Origin of the sequence: Ideonella flava, from assembly GCF_051857595.1 — a bacterium.
Lineage (GTDB): Bacteria > Pseudomonadota > Gammaproteobacteria > Burkholderiales > Burkholderiaceae_C > Ideonella.
Genome location: NZ_JBPZHD010000005.1, coordinates 77,142 through 102,039, shown reverse-complemented (window position 1 = coordinate 102,039; position 24,898 = coordinate 77,142). Strand labels below are relative to the sequence as shown.

The following is a 24,898-nucleotide window of genomic DNA, read 5'->3' as shown; positions in this document are numbered from 1 at the left end:
ACAGCGCCACTGAAGTCGTCGTCAGTTCCCGAACACGAGCCTCCGGATGCAGGCAGCAGAGGGCTCGCCAACCACGGCTACTTCACCGCCGTGACGACGTACTTGCTACCGTCCTGCACGAACTCGAAGTCGACGGTCTTGCCCACCGCAAGCTTGTCCAGCAGCATCTTGTCCTTGACGTCAAAGCCCATGGTCATCGCCGGCCACTTCAAGCTCTGTACCGGTCCGTGCGCGATCGTCACGGTGCCCGCCTTGGCATCCAGCTTCTTGACCTCGCCTTTGGCCATGTGCGTCGCGCCGGCCTGAGGGGCGGGCTTCTTGGGCATGTCCATGCCCTTCATGTCGTTCACCTTCTGCTGTGCGACCGCGACAGTGAACGGTGCGCTGGCGGCCACGATGACGAGGGTGGAGAGAACGATCTTCTTCATGTGAATCCTCTTGGATTGAGTTGAGGGTCGGGAAAGACGCTGGGTATTCAACGGTAGGACTGGTACACGCGGTGACTGCCGTCGCGCTGCACGAGCAACACGTCGTAAGGATCACGCTGGCCGCCGTACTGCGGACCGTCCATGCCCGGCGCGCCACGCGGCATCGCGGGCACCGACAGCCCGACCGCCGCCGGTCGCTCCTTGAGCAGCCGATGGATCTCGCGAGCGGGTACATGGCCTTCGATCGCATAGCCGCCGACCTGCGCAGTGTGGCAGCCACCGTATTGCAGCGGCATACCCAAGCGTCCTCGCGCGTCGCTGTTGCCGCCGTCGTGGACTGCCGTGATCTGGAAGCCGTTGACCTGTAGATGCCTGATCCAGTCGCGGCAACAGTCGCAGGACGGGCCGGTCCAAACCTCGACCGCAGGCTTGCCCGCCGCGGCCCGCGCCATTGGCGCGACCGCGGCGAGCACCAGCGACAGCATCAGTCGTCGCCGGTGCGTCTTCATTGCGCCTTCTCCTTGCAGGCCTTCAGTTGCGACTCGTAGCGCTCCCGACGCAGCCGGTTTTCATAGGGCGTTGTCTGGGCTCGTGGGCCGCGATCCAGCAGGAGGGTCGGCGCTTCGGCCGGGCACTTCAGCCCGGCAGCGGTCGGCCCCGCCGCTTCATACAGGTCGCCACGGCGTTCGCTGGTCTGAACGCTTGACCCGGTACAGCCCAGCAGTGCGGCGCCCAGCGTCGGGACGCCGATCAGTGAAACGAGCAGCTTGTTCATGAGCATCTCCTCAGCGGAATTGAACAGGGTTGCAATGAATGCGTGCCGCTGATCAATCCCGCCACCGGCAGTACACGATGCATACAGGCAATCGTGGATGGCCTCTCCCGCTGTCGAACGCTTCTGCCACCTCGGGCGCGGGCTGCGCGAGAAGTTGCCATCCCGGAGCCTCGGTCTCCCTGCACTCGCCGCTGAACCCTTGCGTCGTCGGGGTCGGCGCCAGGCAGCAGATCGCGCATGGCATGCAGTCCGACGCCATCGGCATGGAGGGCATCGGCGCTTCAATGACGGCCGGTGCCGCACGCGCTTCGTGCACGACTGCCTGCGAGGCGGCGGCCGGTTCCGTCAGCAGCGCCAGGCACAGCCATGCCGCGGCGGTAGCCAGCGCGGGCCACATGCGGAGATGCTCACGCAGTCGCACGGCGCTTCCTCCAGAACGCGAGCCCGGCCGTCGCTCGCTCGCGCGGCCGCCGCATCAGCAGATACGCCGCCGGAATCACGAACATGGACAGCAGCGGCGCGGTGATCATGCCGCCGACCATCGGCGCGGCGATGCGCTGCATCACCTCCGAGCCGGTGCCGCTGCCCCACATGATCGGGAACAGGCCGGCCAGAATCACGGCGACCGTCATCGCCTTCGGGCGCACGCGCAGCACCGCGCCCTCGCGGATCGCATCGAGAAGGTCGGCTTCGCTGGTCTTGCCCTGGTCGATGCGCTCGGACCACGCGTTCTTGAGATACAGCAGCATGATCACGCCGAACTCGGCCGATACACCCGCGAGCGCAATGAAGCCGACCGCCCCCGCGACCGACAGGTTGTAGCCCAGCAGGTACAGCAGCCAGATGCCACCGACCAGCGCGAACGGCAGCGCAGCCATGATCAGCAGGGCCTCGCTGAATCGTGCGAACGTCAGGTACAGCAGCACAAAGATGATCAGCAGCGTGAAGGGCACGACCACCTTCAGCTTGGCAGTCGCACGCTCGAGGAACTCGAACTGACCAGACCACGAGATCGAGTAGCCCGGCGGCAGCTTCACCTTCTCGCTCACCACGCGCTGCATGTCCTGCACCGCGCCGCGCAGGTCGCGTCCGCGGATGTCGACGTAGACCCAGCCGGACAGCCGCGCGTTCTCGCTGCGGAGCATCGGCGGGCCATCCGTGATGCGCACGTCGGCGACGTCCGACAGCACGAGGCGCTGGCCTCGCTCGGTGATGATGGGCAGCGTCCGCAGCTTCTCCAGCGAGTCGCGAATCTCCCGCGGGTAGCGCACGTTGATTGGGAAGCGTTGCAGCCCCTCGACCGTCTCGCCGATGTTCTCGCCACCCACGGCCGACGAAATCACCGACTGCACGTCGGCGATGTTCATCCCGTAGCGCGCCGCGGCCTCGCGCCTGATATTGACGTCGACGTAGCGTCCACCGGTGAGGCGCTCGGCGAGCGCGCTGCTGACACCAGGCACGTCCTTCAACGCGCGCTCGATCTCGCCGGTCAGGCGGTCGATCGTCGCAAGGTCGGTGCCGGCAACCTTGACGCCGACCGGGCTCTTGATGCCGGTGGCCAGCATGTCGATGCGGTTGCGGATCGGCGGGACCCAGATGTTGGCCAACCCGGGGACCTTGACAATGCGGTCGAGCTCTTCGACGAGCTTGTCCTGCGTCATGCCGGCTCGCCACTGCTCGCGAGGCTTGAACTGGATCGTCGTCTCGAACATCTCGAGTGGCGCCGGGTCGGTGGCGGTCTCGGCGCGCCCCGCCTTGCCGTAGACACTCGCCACTTCAGGCACGGTCCGGATCAGCCGATCGGTCTGCTGCAGCAGTTCGCCCGCCTTGCCTGCGGACAGTCCGGGCAACGCCGATGGCATGTAGAGCAAATCGCCTTCGTCGAGCCGGGGCATGAACTCGCCGCCGATGTGCTGCAGCGGCCACAGGCTGACGGCGAGCACGATGCCGGCGACGAGAAGCGTCAGCTTCGGCACACGCAACACTGCGTCCAACAGCGGTCGGTAGATAGCGATCAGAAGGCGGTTCAGCGGGTTGGTCTTCTCGTCTGGGATGCGGCCGCGAATCAGATAGCCCATGAGCACCGGGATCAGCGTCACCGAAAGCCCGGCGGCCGCGGCCATCGCATAGGTCTTCGTGAAGGCGAGCGGCGAGAACAGACGCCCCTCCTGCGCCTCCAGCGTGAACACCGGGATGAAGCTCAGCGTGATGATCAGCAGCGAGAAGAACAGCGCCGGCCCGACTTCGGCGGCTGAATCGCCGATCACGCGCCAGCGCGCTGTACCTTGCAGATCCTCGCCCGGATGCTCGTGGTTCCACTGCTCCAGATGCTTGTGCGCGTTCTCGATCATCACCACGGCGGCATCGACCATCGCGCCGATCGCGATCGCGATGCCGCCGAGCGACATGATGTTGGCGTTGACGCCCTGATACCGCATCACGATGAAAGCCGCAAGGATGCCCAGCGGCAGCGACACGATCGCGACGAACGCCGAGCGCAGGTGGAACAGGAAGATGAAGCACACCACCGCAACGACGATGAACTCCTCGATCAGCTTGTGCGTCAGGTTCTCGACAGCCCGCTCGATCAAGCCCGAACGGTCGTAGACCGGCACGATCTCGACGCCGCGCGGCAGGCTGGCCTGAAGGCTCTTGAGCTTCTCCTTGATGGCGGAGATCGTCTCCAGGGCGTTCTTGCCAGAGCGCATCACGACGATACCGCCGACGGCTTCGCCCTCGCCGTCGAGCTCGCCTATGCCGCGGCGCATCTCAGGCCCGAGCTGGATGCGCGCAACGTCGCCCAGCTTCACCGAGACACCGGCGTTGGTCGTCGTCAGTGGGATCGCTCGGAAGTCATCCAGCGACTGCAGGTAGCCCGACGCGCGCACCATGTACTCGGCCTCGCCGAGCTCGAGCACGGAGCCGCCGGTCTCCTGATTGGCCTTGCCGATCGCCTCGATGACCCTCGTGTGCGCAATGCCGTAGGCGGCGAGTTTGTCGGGGTCGAGCACAACCTGGTACTGGCGCACCATGCCGCCGATGCTTGCGACCTCGGCGACGTTGGGTACCGTCTTCAGCTCGAATTTCAGGAACCAGTCCTGCAACGCGCGCAGTTGCGACGTATCCTGCGTGTTGCTGCGATCGACGAGCGAGTATTGGTAGATCCAGCCGACGCCGGTCGCGTCTGGCCCCAGCGACGCCTTGGCGGTCGGTGGCAGCCGCGACTGCACCTGGTTCAGATACTCGAGCACCCGCGAGCGGGCCCAGTAGAGATCGGTGCCGTCCTCGAACAGGACATATACGAACGAGTCGCCAAAAAACGAGTAGCCGCGCACCGTTTTCGCGCCCGGCACCGAGAGCATCGTCGTCGTCAGCGGATAGGTGATCTGGTTCTCGACGATGCGAGGCGCCTGGCCGGGGTAGGTCGTGCGGATGATCACCTGCACGTCCGAGAGGTCGGGCAGCGCATCGAGTGGCGTCTTCGTCACCGAGTACACGCCCCAGGCGCTGACCATCAGCGTGACCAGCAACACCAGGAACCGGTTTGCGATCGACCAGTGGATCAGCCGGGCGATCATCGCCTGCTCCCTGCGCCTGCGCCGGAGGCCGCTTCTGGCTCCGGTGACGCCAGATGCACGCTGGTCAGTTGCGGCGTGCCGTCGCTGGCCATGTAGAACTCGAAGTTCACGCGGTCGCCGGCCTCCAGGCCACGCGGCAGCCCGCCCGGCGGCAGCTTGAAGTCCATCGTCATCGGTCCCCACTGCAGCGATGCGATGGGCCCGTGCGACAGGGTGAGCGCGTCGCGGCCGACTGCCTCAACCTTGCCCTCTCCTTCGTGGCGCGGCGCCGTGTTGGCCGCCGAGAGCTTCGGCACATCGTTAAGCCGCGCCTCGACGCCGCGCAGAGTGGCTTCCGAGTCGATCAGGAACTGCGAAGACACGACCACCCGTTGGCCCGGCTGCAGCCCCCGCTTGATCTCTGTCTGCCCGCCGCTCTCGATGCCGGGCTCGACGTCGACCGGACGGAAGCGCCCGTTGTCCTCGGCCAGCATCACCACCGTGCGCTTGCCGGTCTGAATCACCGCCTCGGTGGGCACGAGCAGCGCCTTCTCGGGACGCATGTCCATGAAGTTCATGGAGACGAACATGCCCGGCACGAGGCGACTGCCGGGGTTAGCGAGCTCCATGCGAGCTTTCAACGTGCGGGTTCCAGGGTTCACTTCGGGCAGCAGCGCCTGCACTTTGCCGTCGAAGTTGGCGCCCGGCACTGCGGGGCTCCTGGCCTGCACCTTGGCGCCCGGCCGCAGCAGCGCGGCCTGGCTCTCCGGGACCTCGGCGTTGGCCCACACGGTGGACAGCCCGTTGATGCGGAACAGCGTCGCGCCCGACATCACGGTCATCCCTTCGCGCGCCATCAGCTCGGTGATGACGCCGTTGATCGGCGCAGCCAGCGTGATGCGTGACTGCGTCTTGCCGCTGGACTCCACGAGACGGATCTGCGCGTCGCTCATGCCCACCTGGCGCATGCGCTGGCGCGCGCCGTCGACGAGCACCGCGAGATCGGTGCCCTGCATGCGCCGCACCGAGAGGAACTCCTCCTGCGCCGCGATCCAATCCGGCACGTACAGCTCGGCGAGCGGCTGTCCCTTAGCCACACGATCCAGGGTCGCGCGCACGTGCAAGCGCTCGACGTAGACCGTGGCGCGTGCCTGCACGACGACCTGGTCACGCTCGTTGAACGCGATGCTGCCGACGGCGCGCACCTGCGGCGACAGTGTCCCCTCCTCGACCTGCGCGGTGCGCACGCCCAGGTTCTGCTGGACGCGAGGGCTGACGGTGACCTTCCCCTCGTCGCCGTCGGCACCGGCATAGACTGGCACCAGCATCATGTCCATGAACGGGGACTTGGCCGGCTTGTCGAACTTGTTCCCCGGCACCATCGGGTCGTGGTAGTAGAGGATCTTCTTGCCGGTAGCCGGATCGATGTCACCGGCCTTGAGGCCGGCTTGGATATGGCGACGCGTCGCCTCCTCGCCTTCTGCGGCGCCTTGCGGTGCGGCACCAGCCGCAGCCGGCGAACTGGCGGACGCCGAGGCATGGCCTGCCTGCGCCGTCGTCATGCCCCGCTTCATGCCGAGCGAGTACAGGCTGTAGCCGCCGGCGGCCAGGGCGGCCGCCGCCAGCACGCCAATCACGACAACGGTGCGCTTCATTGCGGGTTCTCCTTGGAGTTCTGGGGGCGGCCGTGACCGGCGGGGACGAGGTAGTTCAGCTGCGCCCACAGCCGGGCTGTCTCCATCTCGAGGCGCAGTCGCTCCATGCGGGTGTCGATCTCGGCGCGGCGCGCCTCGAGCACGACGTTCAGCGGACCCGTGCCGCCGCGATAAGCGGCAACGGCGGCATGCGTGCGCTCGCCGGCCAGCGGCAGCAGCGAGGCGTCATAGCGTTGCAGCCGCTCGCGGTTGCTTTGCCACTCCAGCAGCATCGCCAGCGCGTCGGCGACATGCATGCGGGTTTCTTCTTCGCGCTGGGCGCGCACTTGCTCGACCATCGCCAGCTTGGCCGCGACCTCGCGGTCCTGGCGGTTTGTCTGGTCCCACTGCAGTGGCACCGAGACGCCGACCGAGACCATGTTCGAATACGCCGGGCCGCGTTGGCTGAGCATCACTTCGACGCTCCAGTCCGAGTGCTTGTTGGCTCTCGCGACCTCGACGTCCGCCTGTGCCGCGGCCTCCTGTTTCAGCAGCACGGCGATCTGCGGGTGGTGAGCGATCTGCGCCTCGAGGTCTTCCGCGCGCAGGCGGACCACGTCGAGCGCTGGCGCAGACCCGAGGGGCTCGGCGGCCGGCGCACCAACCCAGCGGCCCAGCTGGGTTCGCGCGGTCGTGACCTGCCGGTCCACCTGGGCGATGCGGTCGTCGATCTGCGCGACGGCGGATCGCGCGGCGAAGACATCGGCCTGGGATCCGCGCCCGCCGCGATAGCCCGCATCAGCCGCCTCGATCTGCAGGCGTGCCTCATCGCGCTGACGGACCAGCACGTCGCGCATGCGCTCCTGATAGAAGCGATCGAGCCAGGCCACCGCGGTGTCGCGCTGCAGGTTCGCCAGCGCTAGCGTATGGCCGGCCTCGGCGACCTCGGCGTCGCGCTCGTAGCGAGCGCTTCGGGCCTTGAGCTTGCTGCTGCGCGTCAGCTCCTGCATCACGCCGACCGAGCGCATGGTCATGAAGTCCCGCGACAGGCTGAAGCGTTCCTCGCCGTTGATCGGCAGGTTGTTGATGCCGGCCTTGAGGGTGGGATCGGGCCGCTGGCCGGCGGCGATGGCCATTTCACGCGCAGCGGCGGCCGACGCATCCTGCGCGCTCAGTTGGCGCGATCGCTCCTGCGCTAGGCGCAGGGCGTCATCCAGCGACAACGGAGCAGCCCATGTTGCAGACGGCGCGTGCAGCGCGATGAGCCCGAGCAGTATGGCCGCGGCGATGCGCAGGCCCCAGGGGTGAATCACGATGGGATCTCCAGACGAACGATGGGACGAAGTTCGGCGCGCTGCCTCGGCATAAGGCCGAGGCGGTCGAGCTCGAGTACACGAGCCGAAGCGCCATCAGGCGCTCAGCGCGCGCGTCGTCGGGAGATCAAATGCGATAGACGCAGTGCAGGATCGCGTGCGATGGAGGTCGCACTACAAGCACCGGATCGGACGCGGGGAGCGCCCGTGCGGAACCCAGAATCGGTTCCGTCTCGACGGGAAGCAAGTACAGGAGCGCCGGCGCAGGTGCGGCGACAGCGGGTACAGGTGCCGTATCGGCGCTCTGCTGCCCGTAGCGGCAATGCTCGGCGCAGAGGTTGGCTGCGTCCTGATCGATCTGGTCGCAGCCCGGGGGCATTGCCGCCGACTCCGGCGCATCGTCAACCGCCGTGGCGTTTCCGAGTGCGATGGCCGACATCGGGACGCCCGAACCCATCGCCTGCATCCCCAGCAGACTCGGACATGCATAGCTGGCCACTGCGAACTGCGCGAACAGCAGCACGCCGATCAGCATGCGGCAGATCTGCTTGCTCAGAGCGCGGGTGAAGGTCATTGGCCAGATTCGGGCTGGACGCCGGGAGGGGCGTCCGAACGAGCCGTACAAAGCGGAGTTTAGCCCCTGTGTCAAACTGCGTGCTCTCACGGGCGACAGGATCGATCGTCCGATCCAGGCGGTCGCGCTCGATCTCTCGGCGGCCGAAACACCCTCGGGCCATTGAACCCGTCCAGCACTTGGCGCGCGGCCCGTGCAGCGACCGCGGCACGTGCAGTGTCGCCGGCCTCCCTCAGCCGCCGGAACAGATTGCACTTGTCTTCGTTTTCGACATCCAGGTGGGTCGCGTCGGCGAGATCAAGCACATACCGACACGCGATTGGACTTTCATCAAGCAAGAGCGCCAGCCGCCGTCAACGCGGTGAGCCAAGAAGTATGCTGCCCCAGGCAGCACGGGTCCGCAGCATGGCAGATCGGTGTTTCGCAGCGCCAAGCGCAACGGCCTCATGCATGCGGTGCCGCCGCATCAGCAATCGGTCGCTTCGATCCCCAGAACATCACCATAGGCTCGAACGTACAAGCCACAGCGACACTACTACACAGCGTTCTCACGCCAGGCTGTCAAGCGCGCAACGTTTCCTGCCAGTCGCCCAAAGTGACGACCTCCCGCACGTTTTCGCCACCCTCCGCCATGTCAGTTTCGTAGATCTATGCGCGGGACGATCCAACCAATCTTCCGCGCACCTAGAACGGAACCCGATGCCCCGCATGGTCCGTACGCCGCCGACACGCGCGCAGTCCGCAGGTCCACGGAGCTACACCGGCGGGCCGTGCAGCAGCGACAGAACGGGCTCAAGCATTCGGACTTGGCGTGCGTAGGTGTCCGCGGCGAGCGGCACCCTGGCCGGCAGGTCGGGTGCTCGAAGACCCCCAGGCAGCGATTGCCTTCGCGCACCGATCAGTTGCCACGCTTGCAGCGCGACGCCGTGCAATGACGCGTGCTCGGCGAACGCGTACTGCACGGTCCTGCCTTTTAGGGCATTCAGGCGCTGCCTCGCAAGCGCAGCATCTTCCTGCGACCCGTCGCACAAGTCGGCGGCCAGGTCAAAGAAGCGTCGGTTTGCCTTCTCCACGTCCGAGTCGGTCATGTTAAGCAGGGGTCTCCACTTCCGGACTGAACGATCGCGCAGGTACTCCTTGAGGGTCGACATCACGGTCGGCAGGAGCGCAATGGCGCGCAGGTCTGGTGGCCGGTGGGGCACAAGAAGCATCCACGGTCCTTCGTCCGGCATGCGCAGGTCGCCCATGGAAATGCGCGGAACCTCGGCGGATTTCAAGCCGCAGTGATACTGGAGCAGGAACTGCAGCTGCGTCCTCGTGCGGACCGACTCCTTGGCCAAGTCCAGCGCCGACCAAACCAGGTGCACGTCGCGCTGGTCGAGCACCACTTGCGCGGTCTGCCTCGGCGCCAGGCGCGGCATGCTCCCGGTGCGCACGGTCGTTTCGCGAACCAGGCGTGTCCCGGCAACGAACGGCAGACGCGCATAACCGACATCGGCCATCCACGTGATCAACGACTTGAGCACCGTCAAGTTGAAGACGACTGCTTCGCGCTTCAGCCCTGCAACGAATGGCGCCCACGCCTCACAGTCACGGACGACCTTCCGACCGGTCTGCCAGATGTCGGCCGGCTGCGGGTCACCAAGGAACGTGGCGTAGGCCTCGAAGTCGCTCGCGTCCAATGACGAGACCGCCTTCCCCCGCACGAGCCAGGTCCAATTGAGGAATTTCTCCATGACGCCACGGTAGATTCGCCGACTTGTCTGTTGGCTCGTCGAGGTTTCGAGCCAGACTTTGATCGCTTTCAGATCGTCCCCCAGAGGCAACAGCAGTACCGCACGCGGAAGGCGGTACTTGCCGTTGCTGCCGCTCAGAGAAGCCGGAGCACTGAGTCGATCCCAAACCTTGGGGCGAACCGGGGCAACGACGTCGGCTGACGACTTTTCTATCGCGACCGACATCATCCCAGGCCTCGTTCAGCTTCTGCGGGAGACGAAACGTCAAGGCACTCCCTTGCCAGCCACACGTCCAGCCCCGATCCGGTCGACCTCATTCTGAACAGCATGGCAACTCCCAATGGAGTCGGAACGGTCAACGCACTCGTTTGCGCCCGCAGTTCGTTGCTGAGCTGCATCCATTGACACGTCGTAGGGGGTTTCGTTTGATGCGCACGCAGACCGTTATGCCATCTGATCGCCGCCGCTTCATCTGCCAACAGGCAGGACCACGCGAATGCACCCCACGAAGCGTCGGTGACTTGCATCTGTCCCGGCCACATCAACAAGTCGTTCGGAAGCTCAATCCGCGCGTACCTTTGCCATCTGAAGTGCTCGTCGAACGGCCAAGCGCCGAATCGCAGCATCCAGATGAGCGACGCATGAAGCCGCGGTGAACAGGGTGCCATGGCGATGACCTGTCTGGCGATGCCGTCGACCTGGAATGCCGACGACAGCAGAGCCGTTCGGTTGGTGGTTCTGCGCGGCAGCGCGCGCAGCAGATGACGCCGAATCGCCTTCGTGATGGCCAAACGGCCCTTCTCGCTGACGCCGCCGATCGGCGCGCGCTCGATGGCCTTCACCTGCACGCATGTCACCGTCCGGGGTGCGAGCAAGTCCTGCGGGATCCTCAGGCCCAAGACAGCGCGCAAGACATTGAAGACTGCACACTTGTGCTTTGCAGTGCCTCGCGCGGCCGAAGGCCACCATCGCCCAACGTCCTCCCACACCAAGTTGCTCGTCAGCAAAGGACTCAGGTGCTGAGCAAGCGCCGCGTGGCCTTGATCGAATGCGGCGCCTGCCTCCCAATCGCCTGCGAAGTCGATCGAATGACCGCCGCCCGCAATCGGATCGCCGCAGTGGCTGCAGACGAGCGGGGCATCGAAGGATCCGTCAACGGCGTAACGAGGCGCAGGGGCGCCGCATCCGGAGCAAGTGTCTCGCAGCAGCTCGCCGTGTACCGGGCATCGCTGAATGGCGGAGATCTGCGCAAGGGCAGATTGATGCCCGTGGGACAAGCAACTGCGGCAGTAGCGAAGGCGATCGTCGCAGGCCAGCCACCTCCACCACGGGCCGACGATCCGATCGAGCGCTCGCTGTCGAAGCGAGGGCGCGAAGGCGTGAGCTTCCGAGCGACAGTGTCCAATCCAATTGCCGAACAAGAGCGTTCTCGGATGAAACTCTCCGGTCACCTGCGACGTGTTCGGCGAAACCGCCAAGACGAAGCGACATGCGAAGCGATGGTCCTCGGCATTGGCGATGACGATCTTCGCGAGGCGGGTGTACGGCCCCTCCTCCGCTGTGGTCCATTCCGACTGCCAGATGACCCCATCCCGAACGACAGAATCGCTGTTGACAGAAAGGCCGAGCATCAGCACAGCTCCTCATCGAAGTTGGACATCTCGACGGCCTGCAGCCATTGACTCCTCGTCCCCTTGAAACGTGATCCGTCGTCGGAACGACAAAGGTCCAGGAACTCCTTCAGTGCCAACATGACCGAGCCCATGCCGACGCTCACGGCGGGTCTCTTCGCAACGCGTCGAGACATGACGTTGAACGCAGCCCAGAAGTTGGCCGCCTCACCCTCGAGACGCCAGCCGCCCGCATAGGCCGCCGGCATGAAGAACTCCGCACAGCAGATGCCGGATTGAGGCGGATACTCGAACTTCGGGTCATCCAACTGCTGTAGGACAATCCGAAGTTCGTCGACGTCCATGACGCCCTGGATTGCGTGAATCCTGTTGAGGAATCGTCGAATCAGGTCGAGGCGACCTGCTGCCCTCAGCATCTCCTTGACCGTGTGGAGACTCTGCTGAGCGAATCCAATATGGACAAGTCGAATCCCGTTCTTCAACAACAGGTTGCCCAGATCCTTCAAGAGTGACCACTCTGTCTCGTCCCAGAGCTGGACCTCGTCTCCGAGCAAGACGAAGACGTTTGACCGTGTGGCGCCACATTGGGTCCTTATGGCGTTGGTGATCTTGTGTCTGGCCTTCTTCGGCTCGCGTGCCGACAGGACTGGGAGTTTGAAGCTCTCGCAAAAGTCTGACCAGTAGTGTGCTTCTGAACCACGCGTGTTGCTGGTCGCCAGCACACTCCCGACCGGGATGTCGGCGTATCTAGACCTCAACAACTTCTTGACGATCTCCAGCGCGGTCGTCTTTCCGATACGGGGCTCGCCCGCGAAGTTGGTCCCCGGCAATCGGTGCGAGATCACCTTGTGAACGATGGTGGACACAGTACGCACCGCTGGCGTGGCGATCTGAATGGTGTCGGCACTCAGGGGGTGCAGTATTCGAACTGCTTCTCGCGCGGGGCCTTCTTTGAGCACCGCCTCGTCGAACGCGGGGCCGCGATGGCTTGTTTCGGTTCCTTGGGACGAAGGGTTCGACATACGCTGTCTCCATACTCGTGGTTTGCGAAGTTCAGCCCAGCAACGCTGGCCCCTCGATCGGGTTGCACATCGATGTCACGTTGGGCGGCGAACCAGTTGGATCCGTCAACGAATGTCTCTCCGGTTCACCGCCTCGTGGCTCGTGATCCGCTCTCTAGTCCCCCCACCTGTCAACCGACATGGTTGGTCCTCTTGGGTCGACTTCTCGGCCTGTTCGCCAGCATGCCGAAGCAACTGGTTCCGGCACACATCGACGACGTCGCTGCCGAAGTCGCGGATGACGCCGGGCTCGGGAAGGCGATTGAGTGTCCCGAGCATCGCGCGATAGCGCTTGGCATGCCGGGAGTGGCCGTGTGCGACCAGTTCTCCCAGGGGAAGTCCGTTGGAATCAAAGGCTTGCACGGCGCGCGCGTCTTCTGGGTCGATGTGAACGACGACCCGAGTTCCGATTAGGTCGAAACGCGGGCTGAACTCTTGGGATGAGTACCGCTTCTTGTCTATCTGAATGCAGGCGCCAGAACCGTTGTGGGAGGGGCCTTGGACGATTTTGAGTTCCTTCATGGTTGCCCGCTTTGGTTCAGTTCCTAGAGGGATCGTTTCCACAGGCTCTATCTCCGACCGTATGGTTCGAGACTCGCAGATCGACAACGCTGCCCGATCAGATCGGATCGCATCATCGACAACCCGTTCGATGGCGAACGACTGGCGTGCATCAGAGAACGCCACTCCAGTTCACCTCCACCTCTCGGGGTTTGTCTGCCGCCTTAGCGGGGGCTGCAGCCACCCGTTGAACGGCTTGTGTCCCAGTCGTCGGCAATCCGGTCTTCTGTGCCGAATGAGCTAATTTCGTCGCAGGACGGTTGATCTTGTTGGGAGCCTTCTCTGCCTGCTCGACAGAGCGCTGAATCAAGTGGTTGTGATACGCATCGACGAGGTCACCGCCGAAGTCGCAGTGGACGACACCAGCCTTGTAGAGGCCGTTGATGATCTTGCGCATCGCTCGCGAATGCTTGGTATGCCGGTACTGACCGAGCGCGACCAGTTGCCCGAGTGGCAGGCCTTGAGGATCGAAGGCCTCTACGGCGCGCATGTCCTCCTCGTCGATGTGAACGACGATCCGAACGCCGACGAGGTCAAAACGACTGCTGAACTCGGGAGAGGAGTACCGCTCCTTGTCGATCTGAACGTAGGGACGGCGCCCCTTGTCAAGATTGCCGCGTACGGGCTTGGACTCCCTGGCAATTCCCAGCGCCGGCGTCAGTGCGGTCGGAGGCAGTGCGACCCTGGGCACTACGTCGCCGCACGCGATCGAGTCTTTCAAGGCTTGGAGCGGGGAGCGGTGGCCCAGCGCAGCCGTCGGAGTGGCGTTGTAGTTGGCAAATAGGACGTCGGCAATTTCGAGGAGATGATCGACCGTCACGCGATGGCGAATCGCGTTTCCGACGCTGTCCTTGGGCTTAAGTGGATCCTTCGGCTGGTTGCCCACGCTGCTGGTCAGCAATTGGAACCCGAAGTTCTCCACCGTTTTGAAGAACCGTTCTATGACGGCGTTGAACCACCACTCGCCGATCGCACCGAACGTGACGGCCGCACCCGTGGCGCGACGCACGCCTTCGATGATTCGCTCGGCATAGTGCGCCGCTGCGTTGTCGAGCATGTAGGCGGCCGGCCGCCGCTCGGTCAACCCTTCGATCACGCTGCACGGGAAGCCAGCTTGCTCGTCGTAGGCCAGTCCGGGGATGGTCAATGTCCTGGGCGTCCAGGGCTTGGTGGAAAAGCGGATCGCCTCCTCGATCTCGCTCGCGCTCACCTCGGAGCGGATGCCGACCGAATAGCCAAACACCGCGCGCGAGTTCGCGTCAAAATCAGGGACCAGCCACAGGCGCTCGATCGCCACCGGCTGCAAGCCTGCGGGCCCGGGTATATCAATCGTCCCTATGCAATCCTGCTTGTGAGCATCGATCATTGCAAAGGCAAGCGGCGTCAGGGCAAAGTCAAACGACTTGAGCCCTGTCTGTAGACCCATGCGCTTCGCTGCAGCGTGGCCGAACCAGTGGCGAACGGCCTGGTTGGCGTTCTCGGCCAAGTGGTCGTCAACGTAGCGCTCGATGGAGCGCCGACCACAACTCTTCGAGGTAAACGGGTACTGGCCATTCTTGATGCCTTCGGCCGTGCAGAGCTCCTTGAACTTCGCGAAAACACGACTCTTTTGCCGCCGGGTGGCGCGAGGGGCGCCGTCCTGATTGCGAGGAAGGATGAACTCGTTGAGATCCTCTTGGATCTGGGGATGCTCCGCGAAGAACGTGCCCAACTGGCCACGACGACGTTTCAGCTGCAGGTTCTTGACCAGGCCAAGCCACCCGACGATTCCGCCCTGGTCGTCGAGTCGCAAGCAGCGCTTGACGACGTCCAGAAAGGTGTTCCGATGAACGCCTGCCTCCTTGGCCGCCTTCCCCGCATTGCGATGAGCGAAGAAACCGCGTATCGCTTTCTCGAATCTCTCGAAGCGCTCTTTGACCGTGTCTGACAGAACTGAAGTCTCAAAGGGTGGCCAGTTGTCAATGGAGACCATCTCCTCCGGAAGGGAGTTCATGTCGTATGACGCGTCGACGGGCAGAGTGGCATGAGTGCGATGGGTCATGGATACCTCCTGTTGGAGCCAATGAATTGGTCTCTCGGCGACGACGCGCGACCGTCTCTCAGGCAATGCCGCGAGGCTTGAGGGAGGCAAGCTCTGCGCGTCGATCTCGGCGAGATCAACGTTGTCTGCGCCTGTCCAAAAAGACGGTGCGGCGCGTGAACGGAACGGTGTCGAGGTCGCTGGCAAACCGGCCGTGGGCGACGAAGCGCAAGACCGCCGCCACATACAGCGGTCCGCCCGAGTCCAAGAGCTGACCGAGCGAAACACGCTCTTCAGCGTGTATGAGGGCCGCAACTTCGTTGCCCGGCTGAAGCAAGCTGTGATTGCGTGCCTGGGCAAGCCATGGCAGTGCCACAAACCAGTTTCGTATGCGAACGGGATTGGCGAAGATCTCGTTCTCTGTCAGGAGAACGTGGCGAACTTCCTTTCCGCGAGAACGCTCGAACGCCTCGATTTCCCGCTGTATTGCCAATTGCCGCGCGGCGTGCGCGTCTGGGCTCTGGCCCAGGGAAGACGATGGCTTCGCCTCGTGGAGTTCAATGGAACCATCGGAGCAAGTCGCTTCGGCATCGAAGATGGTTCCGGCGAGATTCTCTGTTGTCGGAGCCAGGCGCAGCGGGGGGCGAAAGCTCACGCTCTGTATGCGCGGTTCGCTTTCGAGCAAGAGCACGTGGCCAAACTGCACATCGCTCGGCACAACAAAATCCGTGCGGCCCTTGTCACTGTAGAAATACCAGAGGTGCGACTTGCCCTTGCCGCGCTGACCATATTGCTCCGCCAGTGCCCCGCGCATCTGGACGCCGAGGGTTGAGCGGCTGGGTCGCTTCTTTGCCATCACAACTCCTTCAGAGGGGAGGTGTCGGCAAACCACGGCCGGGTCGCCTGTCGCGACCGGCAAGAATCGAAGGTGCGAGCCCGCCCGCGCGGGGCTTGACAGGCAGCCCGAGCGGGCGTACTGTCCGAACCCAGCGTTAGACCACGCTACATTTGGTGCGCACTGTTGGTAGCGGCGCGCACCGCAGCGGATGCCCGGCTCTGGCCGGGCTTTCGCACTTTGTCTGCTTGCTTGGTGTGGTGAGCCTCGATCCTCTTGCAGTTGTCGAGGTCGTGATTCTTAGTTTTCTTTGAGCGATTCGGCAAGAGCTGCGGAATAGGACACGCATTCGCGTGCGCGTATATTGCTCCTGTGAATCGCGTATTATCGATATTCAAAGCGATCTGAATATCGATTGCCGCGTCCGCTGCGAACCTGAGTTTCGCCTCGTAAATCGCTTCTCGATTTTGCATTCGCGACCGTCGCCTGGGCTTCGCAGCAAGGGACTGGCGTCACAGTGCAATGACCACTCTGCAGGAGTGGGCTATAGGTCGATTCTGAGGCCCACTCAACCGCGGCGAGATCCCGCCCAGCGATTCATTTTGATTAGCCCGACATGGCCCGACAGGTGACTCGCGCAGACGTACAGGTGAGTCTGTGGCATCAATCGGATCGTTACGTCGGTAGCGCATCCGGAGTCGCTCGGCTCGCGCAGAAGTCAGATGCAGCGTCGGGGCTCCGTCCGCACGGGAGAGTCTTCGTTCCGAACCGCTTTCCCACTTTCGACGGGGTTTGGTGTCGCTCTCACTACTCTGACGGAATGTGACGTCGCAGAGGAGCGACAGCAGATCCCTCTGTCAGCATCGCAAGTTGTTGATTCTTAAGATCCAATACCGCTGCTTGCGCGTGGGGATCTCGTGTCGGGAGAATTGCTTCGAACAGACTATCTGAGCGTTCGGTGAAGTCTTGTTTAGACCGCTCTTGCGAAGCGCGCGGGTGGCTGTCCCACATGCCGGCTGAAGGCGGTGCTGAATGCGCTGACTGAGCCATAGCCAACCCGCTCTGCAATTTCCGCTATCGCACACTTGCTTCGACGTAGCAGATGCTTGGCAATGGCCATGCGCCACGCGAGCAGATACTCCATGGGAGGAATGCCGACAGCCCTGCTGAAACGCTCGAAGAATGCCGAGCGGGACAACGCGGCCACCTTCGCCAGTTGCTCAACCGTCCAAGAACTTTCGGGGCTTTCATGCATTTGCCTGATGGCCAACGACACCCGAGCATCGGCAAGGCCTCGCACAAGTCCAGGCGACGCGGCTGCTCCTGTCGTGGAGCGCAGTGCCTCGACGAGGAGGACCTCGACGAGACGCATCAGGACGAGGTCGCGGCCTGCCCTGTGCTCACGTGACTCGCCATTCACCAGCTTGACGAGCGTCGCCAGCCGCTCCTCGCCGCGCACATGCACCAACTGCGGCAGCAAGGCGACAAGCAATGCCGAGTCGGGGGAGTCGAATACGAAGTAGCCGCCGAGCAGGCGGACGTCCGGAGGCCCGCTTTGCCTGCCGTGGCGGAGCTCTTCTGTCGTCGACGCTGCAGCGTGCGGGTCCATCGCCTTCGGCGTCACGGGCTCGAAACCCGACATCGTGAAGCCGGGCGTGGCTGGCATCAGAACGAAGTCATCTGCCTCCAGGGTCAGTGGGTCGTGTCCATCGACCTCGAGCCGGCAGGAGCCTTCTAGAACTGCGCAGAAGCTCGGTTGACCGAACTCCGAATAGCGAACGCCCCAGCGGCCCGCACCGCTAATGCCCTTGGAGAACACGGCCCCCGGCCGCAGCAGCGAGATGACCTGAGTGAGTGGGTCGACCATGACAGGACTCTTGATAAAAGAGTTCGGACTCTGAATTGTAGTCAGTCCAGTTTTGGCAGTCTATCGTTCCGGCCATCCCTCCGCACCAAGGACCCGCCAATGAAAACCGTCTTGATTACTGGCTGCACCTCCGGCTACGGGCAAGAAACCGCCCGCTACTTCCTCGACCAGGGCTGGAACGTGATTGCAACGATGCGGGCGCCGCGCAGCGAAGTACTGCCGCGTTGCGAACGCCTGCGCGTGCTCGCGCTGGACGTCACCGACCCGAAGAGCATCGCGGCCGCGGTCGATGCCGCCGGCCCGGTCGACGTACTGGTCAACAACGCGGGCATCGGTGCGCTCGGCGCTTTCGAGGCCACTCCGATGCAGACGGTGCGCGAGCTCTTCGAGACCAACACCTTCGGCCTCATGGCAGTGACTCAGGAGTTGCTGCCGCACTTCCGTCAACGTCGGTCCGGCGTCATCGTCAACGTCACGTCCAGCTCCACCATGGCGCCCTTTCCGCTTGTCGCCGCCTACACGGCGAGCAAGACTGCAGTCGAGGGCTTCACGGCGTCACTCGGCCTGGAACTCCAGCAGTTCGATGTGCGCGTGAAGTTGGTCCAGCCGGGGTACGGTCCGAATACGGCCTTCGCAGCCAACGGCCACGAACGCATGCAAGGCCTCATCACGGCACCCTACGCGGCCTACGCTCAACGCGTGTTTGCCGAGTTTGCCGGAGCCTCCATAACGACCAAGCCCTCCGACGTCGCGCGGGTGGTGTGGCAAGCCGCAAACGACACCTCTGACAGACTCTGCTTTCCCGCCGGTCCGGACGCAGTTGCCTTGGCCCAAGGCCGCTAAGCGAAAGACGCCACGACCCATCGCGAGGACGACCATGAAGATGCGAAGTGCCCTCTACCTGGCATCCGTAGCAGGAGCCCTGTTCTGCACGACGTTCGCTGGCTGCACGACCACGGCCGCCGAGGTCAAGACGCAGTTGGTCCCACGGTCGCTGTCGGAAGTCGAGGATGACTCCGAAGCCCGCACCAGCAAAGAACGGCCTCGAGTCGCCTTGGTGCTAGGTGGTGGAGGTTTGAGGGGCTTCGCGCACGTGGGCGTCCTGCGCGCGCTGGAGGATGTTGGCATCAAGCCGGATTTGGTCGTCGGTACGTCTGCCGGAGCAGTGGTCGGCGCGGCCTATGCGAGCGGGCTATCGGCTGACGAGGTCGAGCGCGTGGCGCAGACCATAGAGCCAGCTTCCCTGATTGATTTCACGTTGAGCAAGAGCGGCCTGATGCGCGGGGCAAACATCGCCGCCTGGGTGGATACGGTCACGCGTCACATACCCATTGAGCAGTTCCCCATCCGATTTGCCGCGATTGCCACAGACCTTGAGAACGAGCGGCCAGTAGCGCTGATGGTCGGCTCATCCGGGCAAGCAGTGCAGGCCTCGGCCGCAGTGCCGGGAATCAATGTTCCAGTGAGCTTTGAAGGGGGGCACCTTGTTGATGGTGGAAGCACCAGCCTCGTACCGGTTCGGTTTGCCAAGGCCATGGGCGCGGAGTTCATCATCGCAGTCGACATCTACTGTGATGAGGCCGCTGTTCAGGGTCTCAGCGCCGTTACCGTGGTCTACCGAGTCATGCGCACCCAAAGCTGTCAAATTGCGCGGTCCGAAATGGCGGAAGCCGACGTGGTGATTCGGCCAAGAGTGGCATCTCCGGGGCTCGCAAAGAAGGGTGAATACGCAAACGCCGCTGAAGCCGGATATGCCGCAGCCCGGTCTGCTTTAGCACAAATATCCTTGGGTAGGCAGAAGCTTTGAGATGCTCACGGAGCCGGCAACGGAGATGCGTCCCGGGCCTCTGCTTCGCATGCGCTGACGTCTCGTCGCACCGCCTGACGCGCCGGCCGCGGCGGACGGACAGAGTCTTGCCTGTCATGCGGTCGTGGTGGCCGTCCATGCACCCACTCTCCCTTGAAGCCTGACCCATGCATTCCACACTCTGCCTGCCGGCCTTTGAACCCGATGGCTCGACCCCCAGTGAGGCGGCGATCGACAGTGCAGTCGCGAAATTCCGCACCTCCGGCTATCTCGAGATCCCGGACGTGTTCGACCCGTCGTTCGTGCTTGACATGCAGCGCGCGTTCCTGGCCGATCAGGGCGGCCGTACCAACGAAGAGATGGTGCAGGACGCTCGCTTGAAGGAAGTGGGTCCGAGTCGCTTCCTGTCCTGCCTTGAGATGAAGCCGCCCTTCAGCACGCCGACGCTGTATGCCAACCCATTCCTGCTGCGCTTCATGGCGCGGGTGCTGGGGCCGGAGTTCAAGCTCGACAGCTTCAACTGCGTGTGCGCCTACGCTGGCGCGCCAGACCAACGCCGCCACCGCGACCATCCGGCCCTGTTCTCCAAGGAACATGCGGACCGCGATTGCTTTGCGGTGCAGGTGTCGATCCCTCTGATCGACCTCAGCCCTGCCACCGGTACCACCGCCATGCTGCCAGGCTCGCACCTCGTGCCTGTGGCCACCGACCTCACTGGGCACGACATCGAACTGCCGTACCCGCGCATGGGCGGCTGCTGCGTGATGGACTACCGGCTGTCGCACCACGGGACTGGCAATTCGTCGGACCGCCATCGGCCCATCCTGTACCTGCTCTATACCCGGCAATGGTTCGTGGACATGATGAACTTCCGCCCTCAGCCGGCGATCCGCATCCGGCCACAGACCCTCGCTCAGGTGCCGACCGAGCATCTGCCGCTGTTCGACCGCGTGGCACAGAGCCTGTGTGACAGCACCTGGTGGCTATAGCCGCCACATACCCCACGCAAAGCAACGGCAGTCGGCAGTGAAGGACGGTTCGTCGAAGTGAGGCTCGTACCCATCCCGGCCTCCCCTTGCCTTGGCGCTGAGCTCGTCGGCGCTTCAGGACCTCTAGAGCCTCGGCTGCCCGGCTCTCCGAGGGGCTAGTCGCCCCTGGCGCGTTTCGAGCGCGCCTGCAGCGGCCGCCTTCAGCAGCCGCTGGAATGATGGGCACGCCGCATGGCTCGGCGCGGGACACGCCACCGCGTGACGCAAACCCTCGACCATGGCTTTCAGCCGCTTGACCATGCGCTCGAGCTCGTCGGCCTTGGACGCCAGCATGGCTCGGTCGATGTTGGGCTGGCCACCGGGCGTGAACATCACCCGAATCTCGTCCAGCGAGAACCCGGCCGCCTGCCCCAGCGCGATGAGCGCGAGCTGGTCCAGCACGGCCGGCGAAAACTGGCGTCGCGCGCCACCGCTCTCCAGCGATTGGATGAGGCCCTTGCGTTCGTAATACCGAAGCGCCGAGGCGGCGACGCCGGACTTCCTGGCGACTTCCGAGATGTCCATCAAAATCCGCTTGACTTGAAGTTGACTTCAACTTCTATCATGGCTTCAACACGGGGACAAGTCAACGGATTGAAGGAGTCGTCAGATGCTTTCCACCCACGTCATCGGCCACACTGCCCTCGTCGGAATCGGCGCCACGGCGTTGATGGACATCTGGCTGTTGCTTCTATCGCGCCTTGGCGTACCTACCACCAGCTTCGCCATGGTGGGTCGCTGGGTGGGGCACTTTCCGCGTGGTCAGTTCGCCCACACGGTCATTTCGAAAGCGGCGCCAGTCCCGTTCGAGCTCAGCCTGGGCTGGCTGACCCACTACCTCATTGGCATCGTTTACGCAGCGCTCCTGGTCGCCGTCCAAGGCGCCGCCTGGCTCGAGCACCCGACATTCCTGCCTGCCCTGGCCGTCGGGGTGGTGACGGTGGTCGCTCCCTGGTTCGTGATGCAACCTGCCATGGGTTCGGGCTTCCTGGCATCGAAGACGCCGACGCCTCTGAAGAACTGCCTGCGCAACCTGGCCAATCACGGGGTGTTCGGCGCAGGCATGTACCTGGCTGCCGCAGCGCTCGCGTGGGCCACCGCGTGAGCAGCCAACCCGTCGGCAAGCCGCGACTGACGTGCGACCTGGCAACGCCAAGCCAAGGCTCGGGCCCACGCCGTTGGCCGACGAGGCGTTCAGCTGCACCTGCCCCTCCTGGAGACGCCACCGCGAAGCGGCCTCGACCGAATCGCAGCCTCATCGCTCGGATTTCGCGATGAAGGCGAACAACCTCAAGAAGTCCTGCCATCCCTCTGGAGTTCATCCCATGAGCAAACTAGCCATCGTCTATCACAGCGCCCACGGGCACACCGAGTTCATCGCGCGCCAGGTGCTGGTCGGCGCCCGGGCCGTCGAAGACATCGAGGCCGAGCTGGTCAAGGCGGAAGACATCGCCCGCACACCGGACGATCTCATCGAGTACGACGGCTTCATCTTCGGCTCGCCGACCTACCTCGGCGGAGTCTCTGGCCAGTTCAAATCCTTCATGGACTCCACCGGCCGCCTGTGGCGCACGCAGCAGCTCAAGGGCAAGCTCGCCGCGGGATTCACGGTGTCGTCGCTTCCGGCCGGCGACAAGCAATCAACGCTGTTGTCGATGTTCGTCTTCTCCATGCAGCACGGGATGCTGTGGGTGGGCAACCCCATCCTGCCCGAGCAGCACAGCGGCGTGCCGTATGACGAGGCCGCGAATCGACTCGGTTCGTGGTCGGGCCTCATGGCGCAGGCGGGGCACTCTGCACCGGCAGACTCTTTCGTGCCGGGCGATGTCAAGACCGCCAAGATGTTCGGCCGTCACGTCGCCGAGAGCCTGAACCGCGTGATGGTCACCGCGTGAGCGAACGCCTCTGAGGAGAACTCTCATGCTTCCCAAGAAATTGGCGCCTGCTCTCTTCGGCCTGATTCTGTCGGGGCTGATGTCCCTGCTGGTTTCCGGCATCTCCACGTACCGGGCGGTCGGCTTCGGTGACAGCTATGCAGGCCTGTGGACGAGCGCCTGGCTGACCGCCTGGCTCGTGGCCTTCCCGGTGGTGCTGGTCGTCGCACCGCTCGCGCGCCGAACGGTTGCCCTGCTCGTCGACACCCGGCAATGAAGCTTCCGGTCGCCTGCTGGCGGGGCGTGCTGGGCGTGGCCCTCACGACCTGGCGGCCCGCGTGAGCGGCGATGACTGCCTGGACGGGGATGCCTGGAGTATACTGTATGGACATACAGTTCCACATCACGCGTAGTGCGTGCAAACCGATTCCCGAAGCACCAAAGGAGTCAGCCGTGAGTCACGTCCGCCAAGGCTACCGACCGAGCCGCCGTCTCGCCCCTTCCTGGCTGCTCAGGATTTGGGGCTGGCTCTAGCACCGCCATCACGCCACGCCACGCTGCCGTGGCAAAACGCGGCCCGGGCGGCGTGAGAGTCCGGGGCACTCGCGAAGGCGTTCGGACATTCCAGGGGTTCGGCTCGCCGCCCTCACCCGCCCGTCGCCATCGAATGTCCGCTCAGGCTCGAAGTGATCCGCTCGCGCAGGCGCTGGGTCACGGATTCGTCCAGGTCGTTGGCCTCGGCCGCCTGAAGGAGCACGTTGAGGCCATGAGCCTTCGCCAGCTTGTAGTCCTGCTCCGGCAGGACGCTGGCGAGCCAGGCGAACTCCACCTCGACGCCGCAATCCTCACTCTTCTGCGGAGTCATGCGATGAGGGGCCAGCTGCAACGTCGCGGGACCAGCGGCGCGCAACCAGGCGGACAGCGGTGACCCGCCACCGACGTTGTGCCACTGCTCGCGCGCTCGTGACGAGCGGACGGCCGCCGGGAAGTCGATCACCCCGCCGTTCAAATCTGACAAAGCCTCAGCGGCTTCCTCGATGGACAGCGACTTCCCGATGGCCGGAATCCTGTCGAAGCCGTTCCGGCCCGCCAGGGCGCCCCATCCATTCGGGTTGAACAAGTTCACCTGGACCTGCCGGTCGGATATGCGGGTCGCGCAGATGGCCAGCCAGTGGACTGCGTCGTCGCATGCTTGCGCCACGTGCAACAGCAGGTGCCCGCCCACCTCCAGCCCCTGCAACATCGAGCGCAGGTCGGGGCTGATCGGGATGCCGTCGGCATCGAGGGTGTCGCAACGGTAGACACGCGGCCCGGCAGAGCCTGGTTCCGCCTCCAGGGTCACGTGGACGAAAGGTCTTTCGAGGGCTTCCCTGGCGCGACGCACGGCGCCCGGATCGGTGGCGTCATCCTCGATGTGGTGCAAGACGACCTGCATGACGCGCGACAGCGTGGCGAGGTCGTCATGGCGCAGGCCGCCAGGCTCTCCGCCGGCCGTTTCGGCAAGGTCCTCCAGCATGTTCGGGTAGAGGCCCGGCACGGCCTCGAGCAGCCGCGGAGCGACGTGTGTCAAGGGTTCGGCATCGCTTCCAGGCACCAACGCGACTTCAATGGGCCCTGGCTCAGCCTCGCTTCGCGCCATGCGCGCCGGTTTCAGGCATCGCCGCGCGAGTGGGCCATCGGTCTCGTCTGCGAAGAATACTGCGCCTCGCGAAGACGCTCCCAGCAGCAATCCCATCGATTTCGCGCCGTCGGGCCAATGCAGCACCGCGGCCCTCGGGGGCGAGGAACTGCCGGACTCGGACGTCGCTGGCGACCTGCTGCGCGCGGACAGGAAGTCTGCCGAGTGCGATGGACTGGACGCGGGGGACTGTGCAGGCGCGGACGAAGCCGCTGCCACTTCCGCCCGCGCAGAGGTGGAGGGACCCACAGGCCCGTTCTTCGAGATGGTGCAGCCCATGGCAGCGGGTGTTGGCAGGAGCAGGAGCGAGGCGCCAAGCCTGGATGAGCTGGCCCCTGTCGGACGGGATGCGGGCGAAGCACTGTGCGGTGAGCCGCATGCAGCCAAGGCGACCGGCCCAGGTTTGTGATCGCCAGGAAGAAGTGAGGAGGGTGACGAGGCGTGAGCTCCGGAGTCTGTCCGGACGGCGGCAGGAGCTTGCTCGATGTAAAGAACTTTCACCCCAGGCAATCGGGCTCG

23 protein-coding genes are annotated in these 24,898 nt (G+C 64.3%); 6 read left to right on the top strand and 17 right to left on the bottom strand.

Going from position 1 to position 24,898, the window contains the following annotated elements:
- Positions 1 to 77: 77 nt before the first annotated feature.
- The 15 genes from ACS5PM_RS12020 to ACS5PM_RS11950 all read right to left on the bottom strand — a co-directional run bounded on the left by ACS5PM_RS12020 (position 78) and on the right by ACS5PM_RS11950 (position 17,992).
- Positions 78 to 428 carry a copper-binding protein gene (locus ACS5PM_RS12020; RefSeq protein ID WP_439387865.1) on the bottom strand — a complete coding sequence of 117 codons (351 nt, stop codon included), beginning with the start codon at positions 426 to 428 and terminating at the stop codon, positions 78 to 80.
- A gap of 47 nt (positions 429 to 475) precedes the next feature.
- Entirely contained in the window at positions 476 to 937 is a 462-nt protein-coding gene (locus ACS5PM_RS12015) for a DUF411 domain-containing protein (RefSeq protein WP_439387864.1), read from the bottom strand.
- The gene (locus tag ACS5PM_RS12010; protein WP_439387863.1) at positions 934 to 1,203 is read right to left on the bottom strand and encodes a hypothetical protein; all 270 of its coding nucleotides are present in this window, start codon (positions 1,201 to 1,203) and stop codon (positions 934 to 936) included. The genes ACS5PM_RS12015 and ACS5PM_RS12010 overlap by 4 nt, the downstream gene beginning before the upstream one ends.
- A gap of 52 nt (positions 1,204 to 1,255) precedes the next feature.
- Positions 1,256 to 1,600 carry a hypothetical protein gene (locus ACS5PM_RS12005; RefSeq protein ID WP_439387862.1) on the bottom strand — a complete coding sequence of 115 codons (345 nt, stop codon included), beginning with the start codon at positions 1,598 to 1,600 and terminating at the stop codon, positions 1,256 to 1,258.
- Positions 1,601 to 1,610: 10 nt separating this feature from the next.
- A complete protein-coding gene (locus ACS5PM_RS12000) occupies positions 1,611 to 4,781 on the bottom strand; it encodes an efflux RND transporter permease subunit (RefSeq protein WP_439387861.1) in 3,171 nt (1,056 codons plus the stop codon).
- The gene (locus tag ACS5PM_RS11995) at positions 4,778 to 6,415 is read right to left on the bottom strand and encodes an efflux RND transporter periplasmic adaptor subunit (RefSeq protein ID WP_439387860.1); all 1,638 of its coding nucleotides are present in this window, start codon (positions 6,413 to 6,415) and stop codon (positions 4,778 to 4,780) included. Before ACS5PM_RS11995 ends, ACS5PM_RS12000 begins: the two co-directional genes overlap by 4 nt.
- On the bottom strand, positions 6,412 to 7,707 hold the full coding sequence (locus tag ACS5PM_RS11990; RefSeq protein WP_439387859.1) for a TolC family protein: 1,296 nt from the start codon (positions 7,705 to 7,707) through the stop codon (positions 6,412 to 6,414). The genes ACS5PM_RS11995 and ACS5PM_RS11990 overlap by 4 nt, the downstream gene beginning before the upstream one ends.
- Before the next feature lie 127 nt (positions 7,708 to 7,834).
- Positions 7,835 to 8,281 carry a hypothetical protein gene (locus ACS5PM_RS11985; protein ID WP_439387858.1) on the bottom strand — a complete coding sequence of 149 codons (447 nt, stop codon included), beginning with the start codon at positions 8,279 to 8,281 and terminating at the stop codon, positions 7,835 to 7,837.
- Between the two features lie 755 nt (positions 8,282 to 9,036).
- The gene (locus tag ACS5PM_RS11980; RefSeq protein ID WP_439387857.1) at positions 9,037 to 10,245 is read right to left on the bottom strand and encodes a site-specific integrase; all 1,209 of its coding nucleotides are present in this window, start codon (positions 10,243 to 10,245) and stop codon (positions 9,037 to 9,039) included.
- On the bottom strand, positions 10,242 to 11,648 hold the full coding sequence (locus ACS5PM_RS11975; RefSeq protein WP_439387856.1) for a hypothetical protein: 1,407 nt from the start codon (positions 11,646 to 11,648) through the stop codon (positions 10,242 to 10,244). Before ACS5PM_RS11975 ends, ACS5PM_RS11980 begins: the two co-directional genes overlap by 4 nt.
- Positions 11,648 to 12,670 (bottom strand): hypothetical protein, encoded by a 1,023-nt coding sequence (locus ACS5PM_RS11970; protein ID WP_439387855.1) that lies wholly within the window; start codon positions 12,668 to 12,670, stop codon positions 11,648 to 11,650. Before ACS5PM_RS11970 ends, ACS5PM_RS11975 begins: the two co-directional genes overlap by 1 nt.
- 105 nt (positions 12,671 to 12,775) lie before the next feature.
- Positions 12,776 to 13,231 carry a hypothetical protein gene (locus ACS5PM_RS11965; RefSeq protein ID WP_439387854.1) on the bottom strand — a complete coding sequence of 152 codons (456 nt, stop codon included), beginning with the start codon at positions 13,229 to 13,231 and terminating at the stop codon, positions 12,776 to 12,778.
- A 151-nt stretch (positions 13,232 to 13,382) separates the two neighbouring features.
- Positions 13,383 to 15,311: a hypothetical protein gene (locus tag ACS5PM_RS11960; protein ID WP_439387853.1), complete on the bottom strand. Its 1,929-nt coding sequence runs from the start codon at positions 15,309 to 15,311 to the stop codon at positions 13,383 to 13,385.
- Between the two features lie 115 nt (positions 15,312 to 15,426).
- Complete coding sequence (locus tag ACS5PM_RS11955) at positions 15,427 to 16,146, bottom strand: hypothetical protein (protein WP_439387852.1); 720 nt, start codon at positions 16,144 to 16,146, stop codon at positions 15,427 to 15,429.
- A gap of 949 nt (positions 16,147 to 17,095) precedes the next feature.
- Complete coding sequence (locus tag ACS5PM_RS11950; protein ID WP_439387851.1) at positions 17,096 to 17,992, bottom strand: AraC family transcriptional regulator; 897 nt, start codon at positions 17,990 to 17,992, stop codon at positions 17,096 to 17,098.
- Between the two features lie 99 nt (positions 17,993 to 18,091).
- On the opposite strand from ACS5PM_RS11950, the gene ACS5PM_RS11945 reads away from it, so the two are divergent.
- From ACS5PM_RS11945 to ACS5PM_RS11935, 3 genes are all read left to right on the top strand, one after another.
- Entirely contained in the window at positions 18,092 to 18,835 is a 744-nt protein-coding gene (locus tag ACS5PM_RS11945) for an SDR family oxidoreductase (protein ID WP_439387850.1), read from the top strand.
- Between the two features lie 34 nt (positions 18,836 to 18,869).
- Positions 18,870 to 19,799, top strand: coding sequence for a patatin-like phospholipase family protein (locus ACS5PM_RS11940; RefSeq protein ID WP_439387849.1), 930 nt, complete (start codon positions 18,870 to 18,872; stop codon positions 19,797 to 19,799).
- Positions 19,800 to 19,966: 167 nt separating this feature from the next.
- Positions 19,967 to 20,788, top strand: coding sequence for a phytanoyl-CoA dioxygenase family protein (locus ACS5PM_RS11935; RefSeq protein ID WP_439387848.1), 822 nt, complete (start codon positions 19,967 to 19,969; stop codon positions 20,786 to 20,788).
- A gap of 123 nt (positions 20,789 to 20,911) precedes the next feature.
- Here ACS5PM_RS11935 and ACS5PM_RS11930 read toward each other — a convergent pair whose 3' ends face one another.
- Positions 20,912 to 21,352: a helix-turn-helix domain-containing protein gene (locus ACS5PM_RS11930; protein ID WP_439387847.1), complete on the bottom strand. Its 441-nt coding sequence runs from the start codon at positions 21,350 to 21,352 to the stop codon at positions 20,912 to 20,914.
- A gap of 85 nt (positions 21,353 to 21,437) precedes the next feature.
- Here ACS5PM_RS11930 and ACS5PM_RS11925 point away from each other — a divergent pair, with 85 nt between their 5' ends.
- The 3 genes from ACS5PM_RS11925 (at position 21,438) to ACS5PM_RS11915 (ending at position 22,978) form a co-directional block, all read left to right on the top strand.
- Entirely contained in the window at positions 21,438 to 21,932 is a 495-nt protein-coding gene (locus tag ACS5PM_RS11925; RefSeq protein WP_439387846.1) for a DUF2938 domain-containing protein, read from the top strand.
- 220 nt (positions 21,933 to 22,152) lie between these two features.
- Positions 22,153 to 22,722 carry a flavodoxin family protein gene (locus tag ACS5PM_RS11920; protein ID WP_439387845.1) on the top strand — a complete coding sequence of 190 codons (570 nt, stop codon included), beginning with the start codon at positions 22,153 to 22,155 and terminating at the stop codon, positions 22,720 to 22,722.
- Between the two features lie 25 nt (positions 22,723 to 22,747).
- Entirely contained in the window at positions 22,748 to 22,978 is a 231-nt protein-coding gene (locus ACS5PM_RS11915) for a DUF2798 domain-containing protein (protein WP_439387844.1), read from the top strand.
- Between the two features lie 369 nt (positions 22,979 to 23,347).
- On the opposite strand, the gene ACS5PM_RS11910 is transcribed toward ACS5PM_RS11915, so the two are convergent.
- Positions 23,348 to 24,436: a hypothetical protein gene (locus tag ACS5PM_RS11910; protein ID WP_439387843.1), complete on the bottom strand. Its 1,089-nt coding sequence runs from the start codon at positions 24,434 to 24,436 to the stop codon at positions 23,348 to 23,350.
- Between the last annotated feature and the right edge of the window lie 462 nt (positions 24,437 to 24,898).